Below are 24,363 nucleotides of genomic sequence, written 5' to 3' on the forward strand. Positions count from 1 at the left end.
ACAGAACCACTCCACAGGAGGACCCCAGTGGCGAAGGCGAAGTTCGAGCGGACTAAGCCGCACGTCAACATCGGCACCATCGGTCACATCGACCACGGTAAGACCACGCTTACCGCTGCGATCACCAAGGTGCTGCACGACGCGTACCCGGACCTGAACGAGGCCTCGGCCTTCGACCAGATCGACAAGGCTCCTGAGGAGCGCCAGCGCGGTATCACCATCTCCATCGCGCACGTCGAGTACCAGACCGAGTCGCGTCACTACGCGCACGTTGACTGCCCCGGTCACGCGGACTACATCAAGAACATGATCACCGGTGCCGCGCAGATGGACGGCGCCATCCTCGTGGTCGCCGCCACCGACGGCCCGATGCCGCAGACCAAGGAGCACGTGCTCCTGGCCCGCCAGGTCGGCGTGCCGTACATCGTTGTCGCCCTGAACAAGGCCGACATGGTGGACGACGAGGAGATCCTGGAGCTCGTCGAGCTCGAGGTCCGCGAGCTGCTCTCCGAGTACGAGTTCCCGGGCGACGACGTTCCGGTCGTCAAGGTCTCGGCGCTCAAGGCGCTCGAGGGTGACGCCGAGTGGGGCAAGTCCGTCCTCGACCTGATGAAGGCCGTCGACGAGTCGATCCCGCAGCCCGAGCGCGACGTCGACAAGCCGTTCCTGATGCCGATCGAGGACGTCTTCACCATCACCGGTCGCGGTACGGTCGTCACCGGCCGTATCGAGCGCGGTGTGCTGAAGGTCAACGAGAACGTCGACATCATCGGCATCAAGCAGGAGAAGACCTCGACCACCGTCACCGGTATCGAGATGTTCCGCAAGCTGCTCGACGAGGGCCAGGCCGGTGAGAACGTCGGTCTGCTGCTCCGCGGCATCAAGCGCGAGGACGTCGAGCGCGGCCAGGTCATCATCAAGCCGGGTTCGGTCACTCCGCACACCGAGTTCGAGGCCCAGGCGTACATCCTGTCCAAGGACGAGGGTGGCCGCCACACGCCGTTCTTCAACAACTACCGTCCGCAGTTCTACTTCCGTACCACGGACGTGACGGGCGTTGTGACCCTCCCCGAGGGCACCGAGATGGTCATGCCGGGCGACAACACCGAGATGTCCGTCTCGCTGATCCAGCCGGTCGCCATGGAGGAGGGCCTGAAGTTCGCCATCCGTGAGGGTGGCCGGACCGTCGGCGCCGGCCAGGTCACCAAGATCAACAAGTGACCTGACGCTCCCCGGAGCAAAGAGCCCCATTCGCCACTGGCGGGTGGGGCTCTTTCGTATGTGGGTACCCGGCCGTCCACATCGAAGCCGCGTTCGACTTCGGGAGCGAACAGATGATGACAAATGGCAAGATCACGGTCGCGATCGTGGGAGGCTACCTCCTCGGGCGCACCAAGAAGGCGAAACTCGCCTTCGGGCTGGGCATGTTGCTGGCCGGTAAGAAGATCACCCTGGATCCGCAGCAGCTGAAGAAGTCCCTCGCCGAGATGCCGCTGCTGAGCGGCCTCAACGGACAGGTGCGCCAGGAACTCGTCGACGCCACCCGGCAGGCGGCGACCAAGGCCGTGTCCGACCGGGTGGGCGGCCTCGCCGATTCGCTGCATGAGCGCACCGCGTTGCTGCGCGGTGAGAGCGAGGAGGAGCGGGGCGAGGACGAGGACGCCCGGGACGAGGACCGCGCCGAGGACGAGGAACCCGCCCAGACGGAGGATGCTGACGCGGAATCCGGGCCGAAGCGGAAACCGAGGCCGCCGAAGGCTCCCCGCAAGGCGGCGGCCAAGGCCCCGGCCCGCCCGGTGAAGAAGACCGCCGCCTCCGGCTCCGGCAAGGCCAAGAAGACCGCCGCCTCAGGTGCCGCCCGGGCCAAGAAGACCGCCAGGACCGCGGGGGGCCGCAATGGCTGACACGCTGGGCAAGCTCAAGGACGACATCGTCACGAACCCGGCCACCGACCGTCTCAAGGACGAGCTGCGCCACTACGTCCAGGCGCGGGCGACGCATGCGATCTCCGGCCTCGGCACCGGCCTCGCCAAGGGCGCGCAGTCCCTCGCCGAGGGCAAGTCGCCTGGGCAGGCGCTGATGAAGGCCGGCTCGTCCCAGCTCAAGGATTCACTCACGGAGTCGCTGAAGGAGAAGGTCAAGGGCGCCTTCGGCAAGGGCCGGGGCAAGAGCGGAGGCGGCAAGTCGAAGAGCGTGACGGTCGTCGAGGACATCGACGTCGGGGTGCCGGTCCGCGAGGCGTACGACCAGTGGACCCAGTTCCAGGAGTTCAGCACCTTCGCCAAGGGGGTCGTCAGCGTCGAGAAGGCCGACGACACCAGCAGCAACTGGAAGGTGAAGGTCGCCAAGTCCACCCGTAGCTGGCGGGCGAACGTCACCGAGCAGGTGCCCGATGAGCGGATCACTTGGACCACCGAGGGTGCGAAGGGCACCGTCAAGGGCGTCGTCACCTTTCATCCGCTCGGCGACAACCTCACCCGCGTGCTGCTGGTCCTGGAGTACTTCCCCAAGGGCCTCTTCGAGAAGACCGGCAACATCTGGCGGGCCCAGGGCCGACGGGCGCGCCTCGACCTGAAGCTCTACCGCAAGTTCATCATGATGCGCGGCGAGGCCACGGACGGCTGGCGCGGCGAGATCCGGGACGGCGAGGTCGTGCTCGATCACGAGACGGCCGTGGAGGAGGAAGAGCGCGACAAGGCCGAGGACGAGGCCGGGGGAGAAGCCGATGAGCCGCGGTCCGAGTCCGGCGACGAGGGCGAAGTCGAAGGCGACGCCGGGGGAGAGCGCGCGGACGCGGCGGAGGACGCGTACGAGGACGAGGACGACGCGGCCGCGGATGCGGATGCGGATGCGGATGAGGCGCCGGAGGAGGAGTACGAGGAGGAGCCCGAAGACGCCGAGTCCGAGCCGGAATCCGGTTTCGAGGAGTACGAGGAGGAGCCGGAGGACGCCGACGACGCCGAGGCGTACGAGGAGTCCGAACAGCCTGAAGAGCCCGAAGAGGCCGAGGAACCCGAGGCCGCTCGCCCCCGACGGCGCGCCGCCGCGGCCCGGCGCTGAGCGCGCGCACCAACGCGCCCCCGGCCGAGAGCCGGACATGACGGGGCCCCACCCGGACCGGAGACGGCGAGTGGGGCCCCGTCATGCCGTACGGCGGGAAGGTCTGCCGCACACGGATCGGGGAGGCCGCACCAGGCACGCGGATCGGGGTGGCCGTTCATGGGCGCCGCACTGGGACGCGGACCGAGGATCGCTGCACCGGGCACGCGGACCTGGGCAGCCGCCTAGCGCTGCCCAGGGGCGCTGCCCAGGGGCGCTGCCCAGGGGCGCTGCCCAGGGGCGCTGCCCAGGGGCGCTGCCCAGGGGCGCTGCCCAGGGGCGCTGCCCAGGGGCGCTGCCCAGGGGCGCTGCCCAGGGGCGCCGCACCGGGGCGCGGACCAGGGACGCCGCCCGGGGAGTGAGTCACCGGGGATGCGGACGGGGACGTGCACCGGGGATGCCGCCCAGGGGAGCGCCGCAGCAGGGGACGGCTATGGGTGTGCGATGCCAGGCGGGCGGCCTGGGAGGTGCCGTACGGGGAGATGGCCAGGAGGCGCCGCACCAGGCATGCCGCCAGGAGCGCGCCGCACCAGGCGCACCGCCACGAGGGCGCCACGGGGGCGTGGGCCGGGCGCGGGCCGGGGACGGTGTCCCCGGCCCCGCCGCACCCGGTGGTAAGCCGGGCCGTCAGGCCCGTTTCGTGGGGCGTGGGCGCCAGATCCACGGGGTGGCGTCCGGGGCCATGCCCACCACGCAGACGCCCTGGTGGCCGTCGTCCGCCGGCAGTGCCGGGGCGCCGACCGGGATCAGGTGGCCGGGGGAGCGCAGGGGCCTGGCGTCCGGGCCGGTGCCGTACTGGACCTGGACCTCCCCGCCCAGGTCGCGGCCGACCAGCAGCAGCGTCTTCGCCTCGCGGCGGCCGGACGGTTCGGCCACAGTGCGCGCGGCGATCGCCCCGTAGCCCTCGAAGTGCCGCACCGTGAGCGAGGTGTCGTCGCCGTGGATGGCGGGCACGGTAGCCGCGGGAGTGCGGTAGACCAGCGCGAGCGAGCCGTCGGGGGCCACCGCGGCGCCCAGCGGATCCCCGCCGGGGCGCGGCAGACCGGTCGGTGGGCGCAGGGCGACCGGGCCACCGGCCCACTCCTGGGCCCAGTGGTGGACGGTGTCGCGGCCGGGGGCGAGGACATGGACCCGACCCTCCGCGTCCAGCAGCGCGGTCAGCCCGTCCTGGACCTCGGCGCCGCCGAGTCGCTGCCAGGGACTCCAGTGGCCGCTCCCGTCCCGTACGCGGGTGGCCAGGCCCTTGTCCGCGGTGCGTACGAAGAGATGGACCCGGCCGTCGGGGGTGGCGACCGCCGCCGGGCAGCCGACCCGGCGGCCGTGTTCGGTGCTGGTCTCGGGGGTGCCGAGTCCGGTCCAGGCGCGGAACGGGCCGTCCGGGCGGCGCTGTTCCAGCACCACGATCTCGCGCAGGTCGGCCGCGCCCTGGCCCCCCAGCGCCGCGAACCGCAGGGCGAACAGCACCTGCCGCCCCGCGCTGTCCCGCACCGCGGCGAGCGCCGGGGCGAGCGGTCCGCCGCCGAGCCCCAGCGGCGCCCCGAACCGGCCGCTGCCGGGCGCCGTCTCGCGCCACCGCACGGCCTGGGCGCCGAGCACGCCGTACGCCACGAGCCGGCCCTGGGCGTCGGTGGTGGGGGCGGGCAGGGCGGTGGGGTAGCGGTAGTGGGTGGAGCGGATCCAGCCCTTCCGGTTCCGCAGCGGGCGCACACCGCCCTGGCTGTAGTCGCCGCAACCGGACGCGTTGCCGCAGTCCCAGTCCGGGGCGCCGCCGTAGGACTTGATCACCCGCGCCTTCCGGGCGAGCACCGCGGGCGGCAGATTGTGCGGCCAGCGCTGGTTGTAGTAGCCGCGGAACGCGGTGGTGGTGAAGCGCGGGGCGTGCTTGTCCCGCTGGGCGGACGCGGCCACCCACTGGGCGATCGCCTTCCAGGTGAACAGCGCCACCGGGGTGTGGTCGCGGTGGTCCGAGCACTCCGGCTGATCGTTGTCCTTGGGGTGCAGCACGTCGTGCACCTGGAAGTCGGGGTCCGGGTCCAGCGTGTGGATCAGCGTGGGCCGATAGCGGTCCATGATCTCGGCGAGCACGTCGACCAGCGTCTGATGGCCGTACGAACTCGGGTGCGGCACCGGGGAGCCGGTGGCCAGGAGGGTGCTCATCACGGTGCCCGGGGTGTTCCACAGCGCGGGGATCCGTACGCCGCCCTCCGACAGCATCGCGATGTTGAGGAAGATCAGCCGGACCCTGCGGGCACCGTTCGCGAGGGTGTTGGTCTCCGCGGCGACCCCGCCGGGCAGCCGCAGCACCGACCGCTGCCAGGGCGCGAACTGGTTCAGCCCGATCATCCGCGCGTACGCCTGCCGCAGCCCCTGATGGCGGGAGGCGGAGTAGCCGGCCTTGTCGGCGGGCGGGATCGGCGTCCCCGCCTGGTGGTTGATCCCCAGGGCCTCACCGGCCGTGACGTACACGCTCACCACCGGGACGCCGGAGCGCAGCACATGCTCGGCGTCCGGGTTCATGAAGTACAGATCGTCGTCGGGGTGCGCCATGATCTGCAGGAGCAGTGCCCGCTTGTCGCCCACCGTCGAGGTGAAGGGCTCCGCCGCCCCCGGGGCACCGGCCCGCGCGGGCCCGGCGGGCACGGATGCCGTGCCGCGCGAGCCTCCACCCCCGCAACCGGCGACCCCGGCCGCTCCGGCCGCGGTGAGTGCCGCCAGCGCGGCCAGCGTCTGCCTGCGGGTGGTGCCCGTTCCCCGCACTGTCCATCGACTGTTCAATTTGGTGACCCTGTCACTTCGGCAGCGCGTAGTCTCCGGCTGCTCCGAGTGAGAGGACGGGCGGTGATCTTGACAGGTTGTCCGATGGCCGGGAGGTATCGGTCACAGTCCGGACACATCGTCCTGCCGGTGGCGCGGCGCGGGTTCGGTCTCGCGCCTTCGGCGCCATTGACGGGCCAGGGGCCCGCGGGGCTGATGGCCGCGGGTTTGCGGGCTCACTCGTAGGGGGTATGCTTCCCCGCTCCCTGATTGGCGTCGGCGGTGCCCGCTATGGCACACTGACCAGGTTGCTCGGTTGAGTGCCGATGCTGCGCGCCTCTCGCCGGGAGGACTGGAAGCGAGTCCCACGGTACTCGTCGCCCCTGATCAGGGGCGGAAGTACGGGAATCTTCCGGGAAGCGTCAGCGGGGCCCCAGCCAGGCGCCCGGTGGGTGACTTTCTCCCCCAGCAACCCCCTTCACCAGGGATCTCCGTATGGAGATTTATGAGAAGGACTGCGACACGCCCGACCGCGTGGGTCGGAAGTGGGGTGGAGAGGGACGCGAACGCCACCAGGTCCCAGAGCGTTACGAGAGACAGGACTACGAAGTAGCCATGGCGGGACAGAAGATCCGCATCCGGCTCAAGGCCTACGACCACGAGGTCATCGACTCCTCGGCGAAGAAGATCGTCGAGACGGTGACCCGCACTGGTGCGTCGGTCGCGGGCCCGGTGCCGCTGCCCACAGAGAAGAACGTGTACTGCGTCATCAAGTCGCCGCACAAGTACAAGGACTCGCGCGAGCACTTCGAGATGCGTACGCACAAGCGCCTCATCGACATCCTCGACCCCACGCCGAAGACCGTCGACTCGCTGATGCGTCTCGACCTGCCGGCGGGCGTCGACATCGAGATCAAGCTCTGAGGTGACGCGCGAGATGGCTAAGCAGATCAAGGGCGTCCTGGGCGAGAAGCTCGGCATGACGCAGGTGTGGGACGAGAACAACCGTGTCGTCCCGGTCACCGTCGTCAAGGCCGGGCCGTGCGTCGTGACCCAGGTCCGTACCGATGACGCGGACGGCTACAGCGCCGTCCAGATCGCCTTCGGCGAGATCGACCCGCGCAAGGTGAACAAGCCCCTCAAGGGCCACTTCGCCAAGGCCGACGTCACCCCGCGCCGCCACCTGGTGGAGCTGCGTACCGCTGACGCCAGCGAGTACACGCTCGGCCAGGAGGTCACCGCCGAGGCGTTCGAGTCCGGTGTCAAGGTCGATGTGACCGGCACCAGCAAGGGCAAGGGCACCGCCGGTGTCATGAAGCGCCACGGCTTCGCCGGCCTCGGCGCCGGCCACGGCACCCAGCGCAAGCACCGCTCGCCTGGCTCCATCGGTGGCTGCGCCACCCCGGGCCGCGTGTTCAAGGGCCTGCGCATGGCCGGCCGCATGGGCAATGAGCGGGTCACCACCCAGAACCTGACCGTCCACGCCGTTGACGCGGAGAAGGGTCTGCTCCTGATCAAGGGAGCGGTTCCTGGTCCGAACGGCGGCCTCGTCCTGGTCCGTACCGCGGCCAAGGGGGCCTGAGGTAACCGATGAGCACCATTGACATCCTTTCGCCGGCAGGCGACAAGGCCGGGACCGTCGAGCTCCCCACGGAGATCTTCGACGCGCAGGTCAGCGTTCCGCTGATCCACCAGGTCGTCGTCGCCCAGCTGGCCGCTGCCCGCCAGGGCACGCACAAGACCAAGACCCGCGGTGAGGTCCGGGGCGGTGGCAAGAAGCCCTACCGCCAGAAGGGCACCGGCCGCGCGCGCCAGGGCTCGACCCGCGCGCCGCAGTTCGCCGGCGGTGGCGTCGTGCACGGTCCCGTGCCGCGCGACTACAGCCAGCGCACCCCGAAGAAGATGAAGGCCGCCGCGCTGCGCGGTGCCCTCTCCGACCGGGCGCGCCACGAGCGGATCCACGTCGTGACCGGCGTGGTCGACGGCGACATCTCCACCAAGGCCGCGAAGACCCTGCTGGGCAAGATCAGCGAGCGCAAGAACCTGCTCCTGGTCGCCGAGCGGAGCGACGAGGCCGCGTGGCTGTCCGCCCGCAACCTGCCCCAGGTGCACATCCTGGAGCCGGGCCAGCTGAACACGTACGACGTGCTCGTCTCCGACGACGTGGTCTTCACCAAGGCCGCCTTCGAGTCCTTCGTGGCTGGTCCCAAGGCCGCTGAGAAGACCGAAGGGAGCGCCGCCTGATGAGTGAGGCGACCGCTGTCACCAGCAAGACCTTCACCGACCCCCGCGACATTCTCGTCAAGCCGGTGGTCTCGGAGAAGAGCTACGCGCTGCTCGACGAGAACAAGTACACGTTCATCGTCGCGCCCGGCGCCAACAAGACCCAGATCAAGCAGGCCGTCGAGGCGGTCTTCTCGGTCAAGGTCACCGGGGTCAACACGATCAACCGGCAGGGTAAGCGCAAGCGCACCAAGACCGGTTTCGGCAAGCGCAAGGACACCAAGCGCGCCATCGTGACCCTCGCCGAGGGCGACCGTATCGACATCTTCGGCGGCCCGGTCTCCTAACGGAGATCGGAACGTCCAGAAGTCCGGAATCTTCCGAGGACTGAGAAATGGGTATCCGCAAGTACAAGCCGACGACCCCGGGCCGTCGTGGCTCCAGCGTCGCCGACTTCGTCGAGATCACGCGGGACACGCCGGAGAAGTCGCTGGTCCGCCCGCTGCACAGCAAGGGTGGTCGTAACAACGCCGGCCGCATCACGGTCCGCCACCAGGGTGGCGGTCACAAGCGTGCGTACCGCGTGATCGACTTCCGCCGTCACGACAAGGACGGCGTCCCGGCGAAGGTCGCGCACATCGAATACGACCCCAACCGCACCGCGCGCATCGCGCTGCTGCACTACGCCGACGGCGAGAAGCGCTACATCCTCGCGCCGCGCGGCCTGAAGCAGGGCGACCGGATCGAGAACGGCCCCGGCGCCGACATCAAGCCCGGTAACAACCTCTCGCTGCGCAACATCCCGGTTGGTACCACGCTCCACGCCATCGAGCTGCGGCCCGGCGGCGGCGCGAAGTTCGCCCGCTCCGCGGGTGCCTCCGTGCAGCTGCTGGCGAAGGAGGGCTCCATGGCCCACCTCCGCATGCCGTCCGGTGAGATCCGCCTGGTCGACGTCCGCTGCCGCGCCACTGTCGGCGAGGTCGGCAACGCCGAGCAGTCGAACATCAACTGGGGCAAGGCCGGCCGCATGCGCTGGAAGGGCGTCCGCCCGACCGTTCGTGGTGTGGTCATGAACCCCGTCGACCACCCGCACGGTGGTGGTGAGGGCAAGACCTCCGGTGGTCGCCACCCGGTCTCGCCGTGGGGTCAGAAGGAGGGCCGTACGCGCTCGCCGAAGAAGGCCAGCAACAAGTACATCGTCCGCCGCCGCAAGACGAACAAGAAGCGCTAGGAGCGGGTTTAGATGCCGCGCAGTCTCAAGAAGGGGCCCTTCGTCGACGACCACCTGATCAAGAAGGTGGATGTCCAGAACGAAGCCGGCACCAAGAACGTCATCAAGACCTGGTCCCGCCGCTCGATGATCGTCCCGGCCATGCTCGGCCACACGATCGCGGTGCACGACGGCCGCAAGCACGTCCCGGTGTTCGTCACCGAGTCGATGGTCGGCCACAAGCTCGGCGAATTCGCGCCGACCCGCACCTTCCGCGGCCACGAGAAGGACGACCGTAAGTCGCGTCGTCGCTGATCGGCGGAACAGACTCATGACAGACACCGAAGGGACAACCATGGAAGCCAGGGCCCAGGCGCGGTACATCCGCGTCACGCCCATGAAGGCCCGCCGCGTGGTGGACCTCATCCGTGGCATGAGTGCCACGGAGGCTCAGGCGGTCCTGCGTTTCGCCCCGCAGGCCGCGAGCGTGCCGGTCGGCAAGGTGCTGGACAGCGCCATCGCCAACGCCGCGCACAACTACGACCACACCGACGCCGACAGCCTCGTCATCTCCGAGGCGTACGTCGACGAGGGCCCGACCCTGAAGCGGTTCCGTCCGCGTGCCCAGGGCCGCGCCTACCGGATCCGCAAGCGGACCAGCCACATCACCGTGGTCGTCAGCAGCAAGGAAGGAACCCGGTAATGGGCCAGAAGGTTAACCCGCACGGGTTCCGGCTCGGCATCACCACCGACTTCAAGTCGCGCTGGTACGCCGACAAGCTGTACAAGGACTACGTCAAGGAAGACGTCGCCATCCGCCGGATGATGACGAAGGGCATGGAGCGCGCGGGCATCTCCAAGGTGGAGATCGAGCGCACCCGTGACCGCGTCCGCGTCGACATCCACACCGCCCGGCCGGGCATCGTCATCGGCCGCCGCGGCGCGGAGGCCGACCGTATCCGCGGCGAGCTGGAGAAGCTGACCGGCAAGCAGGTGCAGCTCAACATCCTCGAGGTGAAGAACCCCGAGGTCGACGCTCAGCTGGTGGCCCAGGCCGTCGCCGAGCAGCTCTCCTCCCGCGTCTCCTTCCGTCGTGCGATGCGCAAGTCGATGCAGAGCTCGATGAAGGCCGGTGCCAAGGGCATCAAGATCCAGTGTGGTGGCCGTCTCGGCGGCGCCGAGATGTCCCGCTCGGAGTTCTACCGCGAGGGCCGCGTGCCCCTGCACACGCTCCGCGCGAACGTCGACTACGGCTTCTTCGAGGCCAAGACCACCTTCGGCCGCATCGGCGTCAAGGTGTGGATCTACAAGGGCGACGTGAAGAACATCGCCGAGGTCCGTGCCGAGAACGCCGCCGCCCGCGCCGGCAACCGCCCGTCGCGTGGTGGCGGCAGCGACCGCCCGCAGCGCCGTGGTGGCGAGCGTGGTGGCCGTGGCCGTAAGCCGCAGCAGCAGCAGAGCGCCCCCGCCGAGGCCCCCAAGGCCGAGGCCACCGCCGCTCCGGCTGCTGAGAGCACTGGAACGGAGGCCTGACCGACATGCTGATCCCTCGCAGGGTCAAGCACCGCAAGCAGCACCACCCCAAGCGGTCCGGCATGGCCAAGGGCGGCACGGAGCTGGCGTTCGGCGAGTACGGCATCCAGGCCGTCACCCCGGCGTACGTCACCAACCGTCAGATCGAGGCCGCTCGTATCGCGATGACCCGCCACATCAAGCGTGGCGGCAAGGTCTGGATCAACATCTACCCGGACCGTCCGCTGACGAAGAAGCCTGCCGAGACCCGCATGGGTTCCGGTAAGGGTTCGCCGGAGTGGTGGGTCGCGAACGTCAAGCCCGGCCGGGTGATGTTCGAGCTGTCCTTCCCGAACGAGAAGACTGCGCGTGAGGCGCTCACCCGCGCTGCTCACAAGCTCCCGATGAAGTGCCGGATCGTGCGGCGCGAGGCAGGTGAGTCGTGATGGCGGCCGGTACCAAGGCGTCCGAGCTGCGTGAGCTGAACAACGAGGACCTCGTTGGCAAGCTGCGTGAGGCCAAGGAAGAGCTGTTCAACCTCCGCTTCCAGGCGGCGACCGGACAGCTTGAGAACCACGGCCGGCTGAAGGCCGTCCGCAAGGACATCGCCCGGATCTACACCCTGATGCGGGAGCGCGAGCTCGGCATCGAGACGGTGGAGAGCGCCTGATGAGCGAGACGAATGTGACTGAGAACGCAACGCAGAACCGCGGCTTCCGCAAGACCCGTGAGGGTCTGGTCGTCAGCGACAAGATGGACAAGACCGTCGTCGTCGCCGTCGAGGACCGCGTCAAGCACGCGCTGTACGGCAAGGTCATCCGCCGTACGAACAAGCTCAAGGCGCACGACGAGCAGAACGCCGCGGGTGTCGGCGACCGTGTCCTCCTGATGGAGACCCGGCCGCTGTCCGCGACCAAGCGCTGGCGCGTCGTCGAGATCCTCGAGAAGGCCAAGTAGGTAATTCCCGTAAGGGAATTCCAAGTAATGCAGCCTGCGGGCAATAGTCCGCAGGACAGTTCCGCCAGGCTCGGCAGGGGCTGGATATATCCAGCCCCTGCCGGGAACCGGCAGACGATCAGGAGATAGACGTGATCCAGCAGGAGTCGCGACTGCGCGTCGCCGACAACACGGGCGCGAAGGAAATCCTTTGCATCCGTGTTCTCGGTGGCTCCGGTCGCCGCTACGCGGGCATCGGTGACGTCATCGTCGCCACCGTCAAGGACGCGATCCCCGGTGGCAACGTGAAGAAGGGTGACGTCGTCAAGGCGGTCATCGTGCGCACCGTCAAGGAGCGCCGCCGCCCGGACGGTTCGTACATCCGCTTCGACGAGAACGCGGCCGTCATCCTCAAGAACGATGGCGACCCCCGTGGCACCCGTATCTTCGGCCCGGTGGGCCGTGAGCTGCGCGAGAAGAAGTTCATGAAGATCATCTCGCTCGCGCCGGAGGTGCTGTAACCGATGAAGATCAAGAAGGGCGACCTGGTCCAGGTCATCACCGGTAAGGACAAGGGCAAGCAGGGCAAGGTCATCGCGGCCTTCCCGCGCGAGGACCGTGTCCTGGTCGAGGGTGTCAACCGGGTCAAGAAGCACACCAAGGCCGGACAGACCGCTCGTGGTTCGAAGACCGGCGGCATCGTGACGACCGAAGCCCCGATCCACGTGAGCAACGTGCAGCTCGTGGTGGAGAAGGACGGCAACAAGGTCGTCACCCGCGTCGGATACCGCTTCGACGACGAGGGCAACAAGATCCGCGTTGCCAAGCGGACCGGTGAGGACATCTGATGACTGCCACCACCACTGCACCGCGCCTCAAGGCGCGCTACCGCGAAGAGATCCAGGGCAAGCTGCAGGAGCAGTTCTCCTACGAGAACGTCATGCAGATCCCGGGTCTGACCAAGGTCGTGGTCAACATGGGTGTGGGCGACGCCGCCCGCGACTCCAAGCTGATCGAGGGCGCCATCCGCGACCTCTCCACGATCACCGGCCAGAAGCCCGCCGTCACCAAGGCCCGTAAGTCCATCGCGCAGTTCAAGCTGCGTGAGGGCCAGCCGATCGGCGCCCACGTCACCCTCCGCGGTGACCGCATGTGGGAGTTCCTGGACCGTCTGGTGTCGCTCGCGCTGCCGCGCATCCGCGACTTCCGCGGTCTGTCGCCGAAGCAGTTCGACGGCCGGGGCAATTACACCTTCGGTCTCACGGAGCAGGTCATGTTCCACGAGATCGACCAGGACAAGATCGACCGCGTCCGGGGTATGGACATCACCGTGGTGACCACGGCGACCAACGACGACGAGGGCCGCGCCCTACTGCGTCACCTCGGCTTCCCGTTCAAGGAGGCGTGAGCCGTGGCGAAGAAGGCTCTCATTGCCAAGGCCGCCCGCAAGCCCAAGTTCGGCGTGCGTGGGTACACGCGCTGCCAGCGTTGCGGACGTCCGCACTCCGTCTACCGCAAGTTCGGCCTGTGCCGCGTGTGCCTTCGTGAGATGGCTCACCGTGGCGAGCTGCCGGGCGTGACCAAGAGCTCCTGGTAACAGCCCACCCGTCGTCTCCCGCCACCGCCCTCAACGGACGTCCTGGCGGGCGAAAGATGGAATTTTGGGCTGGTACCGGACTCTCGGTAAGCAAATGGATGGCGAGCCCCGCCCGTCCACTCCCGTAGAGTGGAACGGTTGGGCGCTCGCCGCCCAGAATCCTTACTACGCCGTAGGTCCCCGCGCCGCACCCGTGCCCTCGTCAAGAGGGTGAGAGGGATGGCGCATACAGGAAACCCCGGCGAGAGAGGCCGAAGGCCATCATGACCATGACCGATCCGATCGCAGACATGCTGACACGTCTGCGAAACGCGAACTCGGCGTACCACGACTCCGTCGAGATGCCGCACAGCAAGATCAAGTCGCATATCGCGGAGATCCTCCAGCAGGAGGGCTACATCACCGGCTGGAAGGTCGAGGACGCCGAGGTTGGCAAGAACCTCACCCTCGAGCTGAAGTTCGGCCCGAACCGCGAGCGCTCGATCGCCGGCATCAAGCGGATTTCGAAGCCGGGCCTGCGGGTCTACGCAAAGTCCACCAACCTGCCGAAGGTGCTCGGCGGCCTGGGCGTGGCGATCATCTCCACGTCGCACGGGCTCCTCACCGACAAGCAGGCCGGCAAGAAGGGCGTGGGTGGGGAAGTCCTCGCCTACGTCTGGTAACCAGGGAACGGAGGAAGCACATGTCGCGCATTGGCAAGCTGCCCATCCAGGTTCCCGCTGGTGTGGACGTCACCATCGATGGCCGCACGGTCGCCGTGAAGGGCCCCAAGGGTTCTCTCTCGCACACCGTCGCCGCGCCGATCGATGTCGCCAAGGGTGAGGACAACACGCTCGTTGTCATCCGCCCCAACGACGAGCGTCAGAACAAGGCCCTGCACGGCCTGTCCCGCACGCTGGTGGCGAACATGATCACCGGCGTGACCCAGGGCTACAGCAAGGCGCTCGAGATCAGCGGTGTGGGTTACCGCGTCCAGGCCAAGGGCTCCAACCTGGAGTTCGCCCTGGGCTACAGCCACCCGATCCTGGTCGAGGCCCCCGAGGGCATCACCTTCAAGGTGGAGTCCCCGACCAAGCTGAGCGTCGAGGGCATCGACAAGCAGAAGGTCGGCGAGGTCGCCGCGAACATCCGCAAGCTGCGCAAGCCCGACCCGTACAAGGCCAAGGGCGTGAAGTACGCGGGCGAGGTCATCCGCCGCAAGGTCGGAAAGGCTGGTAAGTAAGCCATGGCATACGGTGTGAAGATCGCCAAGGGCAACGCGCGTAAGGCGGCTGCCGTCAAGCGGCGTCACATCCGCGTCCGCAAGCGGGTCTCCGGCACGCCGGTCCGTCCTCGCCTCGTGGTGACGCGGTCCAACCGTCACATGGTGGCGCAGGTCATCGACGACATCGCGGGCCACACGCTGGCCTCGGCGTCGACGCTGGACAGCGCCATCCGGGCGGCCGAGGGCGACAAGAGCGCCCTGGCGCAGCAGGTCGGCGCGCTGGTGGCCGAGCGGGCGAAGGCCGCGGGTATCGAGGCCGTCGTGTTCGACCGTGGTGGCAACAAGTACGCCGGGCGGATTGCCGCTCTGGCGGACGCCGCCCGCGAGGCCGGGCTGAAGTTCTGAGCCCCGGTTCCAACGCAAAGCGGAAACGAGAGAGGTAAATCCAATGGCTGGACCCCAGCGCCGCGGTGGCGGCGCCGGTGGCGGCGAGCGGCGGGACCGGAAGGACCGGCGGGACGGTGGCGCTGCCGCCGAGAAGACCGCTTACGTCGAGCGTGTTGTCGCGATCAACCGCGTCGCCAAGGTTGTGAAGGGTGGTCGTCGCTTCAGCTTCACTGCGCTGGTCGTGGTGGGCGACGGTGACGGCACCGTGGGTGTCGGTTACGGCAAGGCCAAGGAGGTGCCGGCCGCGATCGCCAAGGGCGTGGAGGAGGCCAAGAAGCACTTCTTCAAGGTCCCCCGGATCGCCGGCACCATTCCGCACCCGATCCAGGGTGAGGAGGCCGCGGGTGTTGTGCTGCTGAAGCCGGCGTCCCCCGGTACCGGTGTGATCGCCGGTGGCCCGGTGCGCGCCGTGCTGGAGTGCGCGGGCATCCACGACGTGCTCAGCAAGTCGCTCGGTTCGTCGAACCCGATCAACATCGTGCACGCCACGGTGGCCGCTCTGCAGGGCCTTCAGCGCCCCGAGGAGATCGCCGCCCGCCGTGGTCTGCCGCTGGAGGATGTCGCTCCCGCCGCTCTGCTGCGGGCGCGTGCCGGGGTGGGTGTGTGAGCATGGCCCGCCTGAAGATCACGCAGACGAAGTCCTACATCGGCAGCAAGCAGAACCACCGCGACACCCTGCGTTCGCTCGGGCTGAAGAAGCTCGGCGACGTGGTTGTCAAGGAGGACCGCCCCGAGTTCCGCGGCATGGCGACCACCGTGCGGCACCTCGTGACGGTCGAGGAGGTCGACTGAGATGGCGGAGAACAACCCGCTGAAGGTCCACAACCTCCGGCCCGCCCCGGGCGCCAAGACCGCCAAGACCCGTGTCGGTCGTGGTGAGGCGTCCAAGGGTAAGACCGCTGGTCGTGGCACCAAGGGCACCAAGGCCCGCTACCAGGTTCCGGAGCGCTTCGAGGGTGGGCAGATGCCCCTCCACATGCGGCTCCCGAAGCTCAAGGGCTTCAAGAACCCCTTCCGCACCGAGTACCAGGTCGTGAACCTGGACAAGCTGGCCGCGCTCTACCCGCAGGGTGGCGAGGTCACGGTGGCCGATCTGGTCGCCAAGGGCGCGGTGCGCAAGAACCAGCTCGTCAAGGTGCTGGGCTCCGGTGAGGTCTCCGTGGCGCTCCAGGTGACGGTCGACGCCGTCTCCGGCTCCGCCAAGGAGAAGATCGCCGCTGCCGGTGGCACCGTCACCGAGCTCGTCTGAGCACGGTGTACACCCGACCGGGGATGCTCCAGATATGGGGCATCCCCGGTTGGTCGTTCCAAGCGGGGCCAGGTCGCCGGTAAGGTGGCGTGCGTTGTTACCTTCCGCGCGGTACGCCTCCGCGCGGGTCCTGGCTGATAAGTATCCGTCGATCCTCAAGACCGTCACCTCTCGCGCACGCACGCGGGGGGCGCAGGAGGCACCGTGCTCACCGCGTTCGCCCGGGCGTTCAAGACGCCCGACCTGCGCAAGAAGCTGCTGTTCACGCTGGCCATCATCGTGCTCTTCAGGCTCGGGCAACATATCCCGATCCCGGGCATCGACTACAAGAATGTCCAGACGTGCATGGACCTCGCCAAGGGCCAGCAGGGGCTGTTCGGCCTGGTCAACATGTTCAGTGGTGGCGCACTGCTCCAGATCACCATCTTCGCGCTCGGGATCATGCCGTACATCACGGCGAGCATCATCCTGCAGCTTCTGACTGTGGTGATCCCGCGCCTCGAAGCCCTCAAGAAGGAGGGCCAGGCCGGTCAGTCGAAGATCACGCAGTACACCCGCTATCTGACCATCGCGCTGGCGATCCTGCAGGGCACCGGCCTGGTGGCCACCGCCCGCAGCGGTTCGCTCTTCCAGAGCTGCCCCGTCGGCGGCCAGATCGTCCGGGACGACTCGATCTTCACCACCGCCGTGATGGTCATCACGATGACCGCCGGCACCGCGCTGATCATGTGGCTCGGTGAGCTGGTCACCGACCGCGGCATCGGCAACGGCATGTCGATCCTGATGTTCGTCTCGATCGCCGCCGGGTTCCCGAGCGCGATGTGGAGCATCAAGCAGCAGGGCAAGATCATGGGTGGCTGGCTGGAGTTCGGCCTGGTGATCCTCTGTGGTCTGGCCATGGTCGGCCTGGTGGTCTTCGTCGAGCAGGCCCAGCGCCGGATCCCCGTGCAATACGCCAAGCGCATGATCGGCCGTCGCTCGTACGGCGGTACGTCCACCTACATCCCGATGAAGGTGAACCAGGCGGGTGTGATCCCCGTGATCTTCGCCTCATCGCTGCTGTACATTCCGGCGCTGATCGTCCAGTTCTCCAATTCGAAGGCCGGCTGGGCGACCTGGATCTCGCAGAACTTCGTCAAGGGCGACCACCCGGTCTACATCGCCACGTACTTCCTGCTGATCGTCTTCTTCGCATTCTTCTATGTCGCCATCAGCTTCAACCCCGAAGAAGTTGCCGACAACATGAAGAAGTATGGTGGGTTCATCCCGGGTATCCGGGCTGGTCGTCCCACCGCGGAGTACCTGAGCTACGTGCTGAATCGCATCACGTGGCCCGGTGCGCTCTATCTGGGCTTGATCGCCCTGGTGCCCACGGTGGCACTGGTGACGCTCAACGCCAATCAGAACTTCCCGTTCGGCGGCACGAGCATCCTGATCATCGTGGGTGTCGGCCTGGAGACTGTGAAGCAGATCGAGAGCCAGCTTCAGCAGCGACACTACGAAGGGTTCCTCCGCTGATGCGAATCGTCCTCGTCGGGCCTCCGGGAGCCGGCAAGGGTACGCAGGCCGCGTACCTTGCCGAGAAGCTGTCGATCCCGCATATCTCCACAGGCGACCTGTTCCGCGCGAACATCAGCCAGGGCACTCCCCTCGGCAAGCAGGCGCAGGAGTACATGCGGGCCGGGCAGCTGGTACCGGACGAGGTCACCATCGGCATGGCGGAGGACCGGCTGGACCAGTCGGACGCACAGCCCGGCTTCCTGCTGGACGGGTTCCCGAGGAACCAGATCCAGGCCGAGGCCCTGGACACCTACCTGGGCGAGCGCGGTGTCTCGCTGGACGCGGTGCTGGACCTGGAGGTCCCCGAGTCCGAGGTGATCAAGCGCATCGCGGGCCGCCGTACCTGCCGTCAGGACAGCTCGCACACGTTCCACGTGGAGTACAAGCCGCCGAAGGCCCCGGGCGTATGCGACGTCTGCGGCGGCGAGCTGTACCAGCGCGAGGACGACAGCGAGGAGACGGTCCGCAAACGACTCGAGGTCTACCACCGGGAGACCGAGCCGATCATCGACTACTACAAGGCCAAGGGCCTGGTCGTGACGATCTCGGCGCTCGGCAAGGTGTCCGAGGTCACCCAGCGGGCGATGGACGCCCTGGCGGCCAAGGCGGCCTAGAGAACAGAGCTGATCGGCCGCGATGCCCCGCCAGGGGCATCGCGGCCGTACTGTTGAGCAGAATCGATGGACCGCGGAAGGCTGAGTGATGGTGGAGATCAAGACTCCCGAGCAGATCGCGAAGATGCGTGAGGCGGGACTGGTCGTCGCCGCCATCCATGAGGCGACGCGGGCGGCTGCCGTCCCCGGCGCCACCACCAAGGACCTGGACGACGTCGCCCGTAAGGTCATCGCCGACCACGGCGCCAAGTCGAACTTCCTGGGCTACGGCGGCTTCCCCGCCACGATCTGCACCTCGGTGAACGACATCGTGGTGCATGGCATCCCGGACCAGGAGACCGTCCTCAAGGACGGCGACATCATCTCCATCGACGCGGGCGCGATCGTGGACGGCTGGCATGGCGACGCCGCCTTCACCGCCTTCGTGGGCACCGGTCACGCCCCGGAGCTGTACGAGCTCAGCCGGGTGACCGAGGAGTCGATGTGGGCCGGGATCGCGGCGGTCCGCAAGGGCCACCGGCTGATCGACATCTCCAAGGCGATCGAGGGCTACATCCGCCGCCAGCCCCGCCCGGCCTCCGGCAAGTACGGGATCATCGAGGACTACGGCGGCCATGGCATCGGCTCCCAGATGCACATGGACCCGCATCTGCTGAACTACGTCTCCCGGAAGCGCGGCAAGGGCCCGCGGCTGGGCCCCGGCTTCTGCATCGCGATCGAGCCGATGGTGAGCCTGGGCACCGCGAAGACGCATGTGCTGTCCGACGACTGGACCGTCAAGACGGACGACGGCACCTGGTCCAGCCACTGGGAGCACTCGGTCGCGCTGACCGAGGAGGGCCCGCTGGTGCTGACCGCCGTGGACGGCGGCAAGGCCAAGCTGGCCGAGCTGGGTGTGGAGACCGCGCCCGATCCCCTGGCCTGACGATCTCCGTGGGCATAAAGATCTCGATCCCGGGGCATCATGCCCCGGATTCGTGTTTCGGGATGCCCTGACGTAGACTGACACGTCGGCTCACGCATGCCCTCCCGCATGTGGCGGGCCGATCAAGGTAGCCGATCCCGAAAGCAGGACATGGCCAAGAAGCAAGGCGCCATCGAAATCGAGGGCACCGTGATCGAGTCTCTGCCGAACGCGATGTTCAAGGTGGAGCTTCAGAACGGTCACAAGGTCCTCGCGCACATCAGCGGCAAGATGCGTATGCACTACATCCGCATTTTGCCCGATGACCGGGTCGTGGTGGAGCTGTCTCCGTACGACCTCACGCGCGGACGGATCGTCTACCGCTACAAGTAGATCTCACGACCCGGAGAACCTCACACCATGAAGGTCAAGCCGAGCGTCAAGAAGATCTGCGACAAGTGCAAGGTGATCCGCCGCCACGGCCGGGTCATGGTCATTTGCGACAACCTGCGCCACAAGCAGCGCCAGGGCTGACGCACACCGGCCGGAATCCTGCACCACTCGCAGCATCTTCGCGCGACGTCATAACTTTGCGTACATACGCAGTCACCCGTTCCCGCCTCGCGGGGACGACACCCCCGGTCGGAGGCCGGGGACCCGGCAGCCGTGCGAACGGTGGCCGGGAGTGGTGCTGCGGAAGACCTCCGACAACCATCTGGAGCCAGATTCATGGCACGCCTCGCAGGCGTTGATCTCCCGCGCGAAAAGCGCGTTGAGGTCGCCCTCACCTACGTCTTCGGCATCGGTCGCACCCTTGCCCAGCAGACGCTCGCCAACACCGGTGTGAGCCCGGACACCCGCGTTCGTGACCTGGGCGAAGAAGACCTGGTCAAGATCCGCGAGTACGTGGACAACAACATCAAGACCGAGGGTGACCTCCGTCGCGAGATCCAGGCCGACATCCGCCGCAAGGTCGAGATCGGCTGCTACCAGGGTCTGCGCCACCGCCGCGGCCTTCCGGTCCACGGCCAGCGCACCAGCACCAACGCCCGCACCCGCAAGGGCCCGCGTCGCGCCATCGCCGGTAAGAAGAAGCCGGGCAAGAAGTAGTCCGCACCGGACGCTGTCAAGCGGTCCGAGCTGTAGGACCGACCACCTCCACGGGAGAATTCAGGAATGCCTCCGAAGAGCAGGACGGCCGGCGCCAAGAAGGTGCGCCGCAAGGAGAAGAAGAACGTCGCCCACGGGCACGCTCACATCAAGAGCACGTTCAACAACACCATCGTCTCGATCACGGACCCGACCGGGAATGTGATCTCTTGGGCCTCTGCCGGCCACGTCGGCTTCAAGGGCTCGCGCAAGTCCACTCCGTTCGCCGCGCAGATGGCCGCCGAGTCGGCCGCCCGCCGCGCGCAGGAGCACGGCATGCGCAAGGTCGACGTGTTCGTCAAGGGTCCGGGCTCCGGCCGTGAGACCGCGATCCGCTCGCTCCAGGCCACCGGCCTGGAGGTGGGTTCGATCCAGGACGTCACTCCGACTCCGCACAACGGATGCCGCCCGCCCAAGCGTCGGCGCGTCTGACCGGCTGAAGTAGGAGACAACAGAAACATGGCGCGTTACACCGGGGCCGACTGCAAGCGTTGCCGTCGGGAGAAGCAGAAGCTCTTCCTCAAGGGGAGCAAGTGCGAGAGCGCGAAGTGCCCGATCGAGATCCGTCCTTACCCCCCGGGTGAGCACGGTCGCGGGCGCACCAAGGACAGCGAGTACCTGCTGCAGCTCCGTGAGAAGCAGAAGGCGACCCGCATCTACGGCGTCCTTGAGAAGCAGTTCCGTGGCTACTACGCGGAGGCGAACAAGAAGTCCGGCAAGACCGGTGAGAACTTGCTTCGCATCCTCGAGACCCGCCTCGACAACGTGGTCTACCGGGCCGGCTTCGCCAAGTCCCGCGACCACGCCCGTCAGCTGGTCCGCCACGGACACATCACCGTGAACGGCCGCAAGACCGACATCCCGTCGGCCCGCGTCACCGTGAACGACATCATCGAGGTCCGCACGAAGTCCCGGACCCTGACCCCCTTCCAGGTGGCTCAGGCCGAGGCGGGCGAGCGCACGGTGCCGGCGTGGCTGGAGGCCATTCCGTCGCAGCTGCGGATCCTCGTGCACTCCATGCCCGAGCGCCAGGTGATCGACACCCAGGTGCAGGAGCAGCTGATCGTCGAGCTCTACTCCAAGTAGTAGACAAAGGCGATACGGGCGGTACGGAGCCATTTGGCGCGTACCGCCCGTACCATTGAAGGGTTCGGCGTCAAATAGCGGGCGCCGAAGACTGGAGGCAAACCCCATGCTGATCGCTCAGCGTCCTTCGTTGACCGAAGAGGTCGTCGACGAGTTCCGCTCCCGGTTCGTGATCGAGCCGCTGGAGCCGGGCTTCGGCTACACCCTCGGAAACTCCCTGCGTCGTACGCTCCTCTCCTCGATCCCCGGTGCGGCCGTCACCAGCATCCGGATCGACGGGGTCCTGCACGAGTTCACCACCGTGCCGGGCGTCAAGGAGGACGTCACCGACCTGATCCTCAACATCAAGCAGCTCGTCGTCTCCTCGGAGCACGACGAGCCGGTCGTGATGTACCTGCGCAAGCAGGGCCCGGGTCTGGTCACCGCCGCCGATATCGCCCCGCCGGCCGGTGTCGAGGTGCACAACCCCGACCTGGTCCTGGCCACGCTGAACGGCAAGGGCAAGCTGGAGATGGAGCTCACGGTCGAGCGTGGCCGCGGTTACGTCTCCGCCGTGCAGAACAAGCAGGTCGGCCAGGAGATCGGCCGGATCCCGGTCGACTCCATCTACTCGCCGGTGCTCAAGGTCACCTACAAGGTCGAGGCGACCCGTGTCGAGCAGCGCACCGACTTCGACAAGCTGATCGTCGACGTCGAGACCAAGCAGGCCATGCGGCCGCGTGACGCCATGGCGTCGGCCGGTAAGACCCTGGTCGAGCTGTTCGGCCTGGCCCGCGAGCTGAACGTGGACGCCGAGGGCATCGACATGGGCCCGTCCCCGACGGACGCCGCCCTCGCCGCCGATCTGGCGCTGCCGATCGAGGAGCTCGAGCTCACCGTCCGCTCGTACAACTGCCTCAAGCGCGAGGGCATCCACTCCGTGGGTGAGCTCGTGGCGCGGTCCGAGGCGGACCTGCTCGACATCCGGAACTTCGGCGCCAAGTCGATCGACGAGGTCAAGGCGAAGCTGGCCGGTATGGGCCTGGCGCTCAAGGACAGCCCGCCCGGATTCGACCCGACCGCCGCCGCTGACGCCTTCGGCGCTGATGACGACGCGGATGCGGGTTTCGTCGAGACCGAGCAGTACTGATCGCTGTCCCGCCGCTGAGGCTGAGGCGCTGTCCTCAATCGCCGGACGGGCTTGATCTCGCTGAGCTTGATCGAGTCCGTGCGGCGGGCGACGAAAATTTCCGGCGGGCGGCCGCTCGCCGGTAACTGACACCGGTACCTCATACGGCCGGTGCAGACACCTAGGAGATACACCAATGCCGAAGCCCACCAAGGGCGCCCGTCTGGGCGGCAGCGCTGCGCACGAGCGGCTCCTGCTGGCGAACCTCGCCACCGCGCTGTTCGAGCACGGCCGGATCACCACCACCGAGGCGAAGGCCCGCCGCCTGCGCCCGGTCGCGGAGAAGCTGGTCACCAAGGCGAAGAAGGGCGACCTTCACAACCGCCGTCTGGTGCTGCAGACCATCCGCGACAAGAGCGTCGTGCACACCCTCTTCACCGAGATCGGGCCGCGCTACGAGAACCGGCCGGGTGGCTACACCCGCATCACCAAGATCGGTAACCGTCGTGGCGACAACGCCCCGATGGCGGTCATCGAGCTGGTCGAGGCGCTGACCGTGCAGCAGGAGGCCGTCGGCGAGGCCGAGGCCGCCACCAAGCGCACCGCCAAGGACGCTGCCGGTGACACGGCCGCCGCGAACCTCAAGAAGGACGAGGCCACCGAGGCCCCGGCCGCTGAGGCCGAGGCGACTGAGGCTCCGGCCGCCGAGGAGCCGAAGGACGCCTGAGGCGTCGCTACGGCTTTCGTTGTCACGGACGGGCCCGCCCCCAGAATCTGGGAGCGGGCCCGTTCCGCATGGAGAGGAACAGTTGGGTGAGTGACGAGGCGGCGCCCGGTTTCGTACGGGTCCGGCTGGATCTTGCTTACGACGGCAAGGACTTCTCGGGCTGGGCCAAGCAGCGCGAGCGGCGCACCGTGCAGGGCGAGCTGGAGAGCGCGCTGCGGACGGTGACGCGCTCCTCGGAGACCTTTGAGCTGACCGTCGCGGGCCGCACCGACGCGGGGGTCCATGCCCGCGGCCAGGTGGCGCATGTGGATCTCCCGGAGGCGCTATGGGCCGAGCACCGGGACAGGCTGCTGCGGCGGCTCGCCGGCCGGCTGCCCCATGACGTACGGGTCTGGAAGGTCGAGCGGGCCCCGTCCGGGTTCAACGCACGCTTCTCCGCGATCTGGCGGCGCTACGCCTACCGGGTCACCGACCACCCCGGCGGGGTCGATCCGCTGCTGCGCGGCCATGTGCTGTGGCATGACTGGCCGTTGGACGTGGCCGCCATGAACGCGGCCGGTGAACGGCTCCTGGGCGAGCACGACTTCGCCGCGTACTGCAAGAAGCGCGACGGCGCCACCACCATCCGCACCCTCCAGCGGCTGGACTGGGTGCGCGGTACGGACGGGGTCATCACGGCGACGGTGCGGGCGGACGCCTTCTGCCACAACATGGTGCGCTCGCTGGTGGGCGCCCTGCTCTTCGTCGGCGACGGCCACCGTCCCCCGGACTGGCCGGCCAAGGTGCTCGCCGCGGGGGTGCGCGACTCCGCCGTCCATGTCGTCCGTCCTCATGGCCTGACCCTGGAGGAGGTCGGCTATCCGGCCGATGACCAACTCGCCGCCCGTAACCGGGAGTCCCGCAACAAGCGCTCCCTGCCGGGCGCGACGGCGATCGGTTCCGGCTGCTGCTGAAAACGGCGGGTGTGGGCGGCCGATCATTGGG

General features: G+C 68.0%; 36 protein-coding genes. 35 read left to right on the plus strand and 1 reads right to left on the minus strand.

All coding sequences use genetic code 11. The features are described 5' to 3' along the window. Positions 1 to 27 precede the first annotated feature (27 nt). The 3 genes from tuf to J5X86_RS05970 all read left to right on the plus strand — a co-directional run bounded on the left by tuf (position 28) and on the right by J5X86_RS05970 (position 3,060). On the plus strand, positions 28 to 1,221 hold the full coding sequence (gene tuf, locus J5X86_RS05960) for an elongation factor Tu (RefSeq protein WP_078642909.1): 1,194 nt from the start codon (positions 28 to 30) through the stop codon (positions 1,219 to 1,221). 113 nt (positions 1,222 to 1,334) lie between these two features. Then, a complete protein-coding gene (locus J5X86_RS05965) occupies positions 1,335 to 1,904 on the plus strand; it encodes a hypothetical protein (protein ID WP_208515748.1) in 570 nt (189 codons plus the stop codon). Further along, positions 1,897 to 3,060: an SRPBCC family protein gene (locus J5X86_RS05970; RefSeq protein ID WP_208515749.1), complete on the plus strand. Its 1,164-nt coding sequence runs from the start codon at positions 1,897 to 1,899 to the stop codon at positions 3,058 to 3,060. Before J5X86_RS05965 ends, J5X86_RS05970 begins: the two co-directional genes overlap by 8 nt. A 666-nt stretch (positions 3,061 to 3,726) precedes the next feature. On the opposite strand, the gene J5X86_RS05975 is transcribed toward J5X86_RS05970, so the two are convergent. After that, on the minus strand, positions 3,727 to 5,874 hold the full coding sequence (locus J5X86_RS05975) for a PIG-L family deacetylase (protein ID WP_243979617.1): 2,148 nt from the start codon (positions 5,872 to 5,874) through the stop codon (positions 3,727 to 3,729). Between the two features lie 594 nt (positions 5,875 to 6,468). Between J5X86_RS05975 and rpsJ the strand changes: the two genes are divergently transcribed. The 32 genes from rpsJ (at position 6,469) to truA (ending at position 24,332) form a co-directional block, all read left to right on the plus strand. Further along, positions 6,469 to 6,777: a 30S ribosomal protein S10 gene (gene rpsJ, locus J5X86_RS05980; protein ID WP_003948644.1), complete on the plus strand. Its 309-nt coding sequence runs from the start codon at positions 6,469 to 6,471 to the stop codon at positions 6,775 to 6,777. A gap of 13 nt (positions 6,778 to 6,790) precedes the next feature. Then, positions 6,791 to 7,435: a 50S ribosomal protein L3 gene (gene rplC, locus J5X86_RS05985; RefSeq protein ID WP_078647580.1), complete on the plus strand. Its 645-nt coding sequence runs from the start codon at positions 6,791 to 6,793 to the stop codon at positions 7,433 to 7,435. An 8-nt stretch (positions 7,436 to 7,443) separates the two neighbouring features. Beyond that, positions 7,444 to 8,097 (plus strand): 50S ribosomal protein L4, encoded by a 654-nt coding sequence (gene rplD / locus J5X86_RS05990; protein ID WP_078642913.1) that lies wholly within the window; start codon positions 7,444 to 7,446, stop codon positions 8,095 to 8,097. Further along, the gene (rplW, locus tag J5X86_RS05995) at positions 8,097 to 8,423 is read left to right on the plus strand and encodes a 50S ribosomal protein L23 (protein WP_078642914.1); all 327 of its coding nucleotides are present in this window, start codon (positions 8,097 to 8,099) and stop codon (positions 8,421 to 8,423) included. The genes rplD and rplW overlap by 1 nt, the downstream gene beginning before the upstream one ends. Positions 8,424 to 8,470: 47 nt before the next feature. After that, positions 8,471 to 9,307, plus strand: a complete 837-nt coding sequence (gene rplB, locus J5X86_RS06000) for a 50S ribosomal protein L2 (RefSeq protein WP_208515750.1) — start codon at positions 8,471 to 8,473, stop codon at positions 9,305 to 9,307. Positions 9,308 to 9,319: 12 nt separating this feature from the next. Beyond that, complete coding sequence (gene rpsS, locus J5X86_RS06005) at positions 9,320 to 9,601, plus strand: 30S ribosomal protein S19 (RefSeq protein ID WP_014178772.1); 282 nt, start codon at positions 9,320 to 9,322, stop codon at positions 9,599 to 9,601. A 40-nt stretch (positions 9,602 to 9,641) separates the two neighbouring features. Continuing rightward, the gene (rplV, locus tag J5X86_RS06010) at positions 9,642 to 9,989 is read left to right on the plus strand and encodes a 50S ribosomal protein L22 (RefSeq protein ID WP_014054168.1); all 348 of its coding nucleotides are present in this window, start codon (positions 9,642 to 9,644) and stop codon (positions 9,987 to 9,989) included. Then, the gene (rpsC, locus tag J5X86_RS06015; protein WP_208515751.1) at positions 9,989 to 10,819 is read left to right on the plus strand and encodes a 30S ribosomal protein S3; all 831 of its coding nucleotides are present in this window, start codon (positions 9,989 to 9,991) and stop codon (positions 10,817 to 10,819) included. Before rplV ends, rpsC begins: the two co-directional genes overlap by 1 nt. A 5-nt stretch (positions 10,820 to 10,824) precedes the next feature. Beyond that, complete coding sequence (gene rplP / locus J5X86_RS06020) at positions 10,825 to 11,244, plus strand: 50S ribosomal protein L16 (protein WP_014054170.1); 420 nt, start codon at positions 10,825 to 10,827, stop codon at positions 11,242 to 11,244. After that, positions 11,244 to 11,468, plus strand: a complete 225-nt coding sequence (gene rpmC / locus J5X86_RS06025; RefSeq protein WP_009715874.1) for a 50S ribosomal protein L29 — start codon at positions 11,244 to 11,246, stop codon at positions 11,466 to 11,468. The genes rplP and rpmC overlap by 1 nt, the downstream gene beginning before the upstream one ends. Further along, positions 11,468 to 11,755 carry a 30S ribosomal protein S17 gene (gene rpsQ / locus J5X86_RS06030; RefSeq protein WP_014054172.1) on the plus strand — a complete coding sequence of 96 codons (288 nt, stop codon included), beginning with the start codon at positions 11,468 to 11,470 and terminating at the stop codon, positions 11,753 to 11,755. Before rpmC ends, rpsQ begins: the two co-directional genes overlap by 1 nt. A gap of 131 nt (positions 11,756 to 11,886) precedes the next feature. Beyond that, positions 11,887 to 12,255 carry a 50S ribosomal protein L14 gene (gene rplN / locus J5X86_RS06035; RefSeq protein WP_003998823.1) on the plus strand — a complete coding sequence of 123 codons (369 nt, stop codon included), beginning with the start codon at positions 11,887 to 11,889 and terminating at the stop codon, positions 12,253 to 12,255. Positions 12,256 to 12,258: 3 nt separating this feature from the next. Beyond that, positions 12,259 to 12,582 carry a 50S ribosomal protein L24 gene (rplX, locus tag J5X86_RS06040; RefSeq protein ID WP_014054173.1) on the plus strand — a complete coding sequence of 108 codons (324 nt, stop codon included), beginning with the start codon at positions 12,259 to 12,261 and terminating at the stop codon, positions 12,580 to 12,582. After that, entirely contained in the window at positions 12,582 to 13,142 is a 561-nt protein-coding gene (gene rplE / locus J5X86_RS06045; protein ID WP_014054174.1) for a 50S ribosomal protein L5, read from the plus strand. Before rplX ends, rplE begins: the two co-directional genes overlap by 1 nt. A 3-nt stretch (positions 13,143 to 13,145) precedes the next feature. Next, positions 13,146 to 13,331 carry a type Z 30S ribosomal protein S14 gene (locus tag J5X86_RS06050; RefSeq protein WP_003948630.1) on the plus strand — a complete coding sequence of 62 codons (186 nt, stop codon included), beginning with the start codon at positions 13,146 to 13,148 and terminating at the stop codon, positions 13,329 to 13,331. A 263-nt stretch (positions 13,332 to 13,594) separates the two neighbouring features. Beyond that, a complete protein-coding gene (gene rpsH, locus J5X86_RS06055; protein WP_078642917.1) occupies positions 13,595 to 13,993 on the plus strand; it encodes a 30S ribosomal protein S8 in 399 nt (132 codons plus the stop codon). 20 nt (positions 13,994 to 14,013) lie between these two features. Beyond that, positions 14,014 to 14,553: a 50S ribosomal protein L6 gene (rplF, locus tag J5X86_RS06060; RefSeq protein ID WP_014054176.1), complete on the plus strand. Its 540-nt coding sequence runs from the start codon at positions 14,014 to 14,016 to the stop codon at positions 14,551 to 14,553. Positions 14,554 to 14,556: 3 nt separating this feature from the next. Beyond that, positions 14,557 to 14,940: a 50S ribosomal protein L18 gene (rplR, locus tag J5X86_RS06065; RefSeq protein WP_078642918.1), complete on the plus strand. Its 384-nt coding sequence runs from the start codon at positions 14,557 to 14,559 to the stop codon at positions 14,938 to 14,940. Between the two features lie 43 nt (positions 14,941 to 14,983). Next, on the plus strand, positions 14,984 to 15,589 hold the full coding sequence (gene rpsE / locus J5X86_RS06070) for a 30S ribosomal protein S5 (protein ID WP_030835127.1): 606 nt from the start codon (positions 14,984 to 14,986) through the stop codon (positions 15,587 to 15,589). Positions 15,590 to 15,591: 2 nt separating this feature from the next. Next, positions 15,592 to 15,774, plus strand: coding sequence for a 50S ribosomal protein L30 (gene rpmD, locus J5X86_RS06075; protein ID WP_009715866.1), 183 nt, complete (start codon positions 15,592 to 15,594; stop codon positions 15,772 to 15,774). A 1-nt stretch (position 15,775) separates the two neighbouring features. After that, on the plus strand, positions 15,776 to 16,231 hold the full coding sequence (gene rplO / locus J5X86_RS06080) for a 50S ribosomal protein L15 (RefSeq protein WP_055556103.1): 456 nt from the start codon (positions 15,776 to 15,778) through the stop codon (positions 16,229 to 16,231). 204 nt (positions 16,232 to 16,435) lie between these two features. Continuing rightward, positions 16,436 to 17,749: a preprotein translocase subunit SecY gene (gene secY, locus J5X86_RS06085; RefSeq protein WP_078642919.1), complete on the plus strand. Its 1,314-nt coding sequence runs from the start codon at positions 16,436 to 16,438 to the stop codon at positions 17,747 to 17,749. Further along, entirely contained in the window at positions 17,749 to 18,405 is a 657-nt protein-coding gene (locus J5X86_RS06090; RefSeq protein WP_208515752.1) for an adenylate kinase, read from the plus strand. Before secY ends, J5X86_RS06090 begins: the two co-directional genes overlap by 1 nt. A gap of 88 nt (positions 18,406 to 18,493) precedes the next feature. Next, positions 18,494 to 19,330: a type I methionyl aminopeptidase gene (map, locus tag J5X86_RS06095; RefSeq protein ID WP_208515753.1), complete on the plus strand. Its 837-nt coding sequence runs from the start codon at positions 18,494 to 18,496 to the stop codon at positions 19,328 to 19,330. 150 nt (positions 19,331 to 19,480) lie between these two features. Continuing rightward, positions 19,481 to 19,702 carry a translation initiation factor IF-1 gene (gene infA, locus J5X86_RS06100; RefSeq protein ID WP_003956442.1) on the plus strand — a complete coding sequence of 74 codons (222 nt, stop codon included), beginning with the start codon at positions 19,481 to 19,483 and terminating at the stop codon, positions 19,700 to 19,702. 27 nt (positions 19,703 to 19,729) lie between these two features. Then, positions 19,730 to 19,843, plus strand: a complete 114-nt coding sequence (gene rpmJ, locus J5X86_RS06105) for a 50S ribosomal protein L36 (protein WP_003956441.1) — start codon at positions 19,730 to 19,732, stop codon at positions 19,841 to 19,843. 195 nt (positions 19,844 to 20,038) lie between these two features. After that, the gene (gene rpsM, locus J5X86_RS06110) at positions 20,039 to 20,419 is read left to right on the plus strand and encodes a 30S ribosomal protein S13 (RefSeq protein ID WP_201851669.1); all 381 of its coding nucleotides are present in this window, start codon (positions 20,039 to 20,041) and stop codon (positions 20,417 to 20,419) included. 66 nt (positions 20,420 to 20,485) lie between these two features. Then, positions 20,486 to 20,890: a 30S ribosomal protein S11 gene (rpsK, locus tag J5X86_RS06115; protein ID WP_009715860.1), complete on the plus strand. Its 405-nt coding sequence runs from the start codon at positions 20,486 to 20,488 to the stop codon at positions 20,888 to 20,890. Positions 20,891 to 20,917: 27 nt separating this feature from the next. Next, positions 20,918 to 21,544 carry a 30S ribosomal protein S4 gene (rpsD, locus tag J5X86_RS06120; protein ID WP_014054184.1) on the plus strand — a complete coding sequence of 209 codons (627 nt, stop codon included), beginning with the start codon at positions 20,918 to 20,920 and terminating at the stop codon, positions 21,542 to 21,544. A gap of 106 nt (positions 21,545 to 21,650) precedes the next feature. After that, a complete protein-coding gene (locus J5X86_RS06125) occupies positions 21,651 to 22,673 on the plus strand; it encodes a DNA-directed RNA polymerase subunit alpha (protein WP_009715858.1) in 1,023 nt (340 codons plus the stop codon). A gap of 175 nt (positions 22,674 to 22,848) precedes the next feature. Then, positions 22,849 to 23,379, plus strand: a complete 531-nt coding sequence (rplQ, locus tag J5X86_RS06130; RefSeq protein WP_208515754.1) for a 50S ribosomal protein L17 — start codon at positions 22,849 to 22,851, stop codon at positions 23,377 to 23,379. 86 nt (positions 23,380 to 23,465) lie between these two features. Beyond that, positions 23,466 to 24,332, plus strand: a complete 867-nt coding sequence (gene truA, locus J5X86_RS06135) for a tRNA pseudouridine(38-40) synthase TruA (RefSeq protein ID WP_208515755.1) — start codon at positions 23,466 to 23,468, stop codon at positions 24,330 to 24,332. Positions 24,333 to 24,363: the final 31 nt, after the last annotated feature.

Origin of the sequence: Streptomyces sp. NEAU-YJ-81 (assembly GCF_017592595.1) — a bacterium.
Taxonomy (GTDB): domain Bacteria; phylum Actinomycetota; class Actinomycetes; order Streptomycetales; family Streptomycetaceae; genus Streptomyces; species Streptomyces hygroscopicus_B.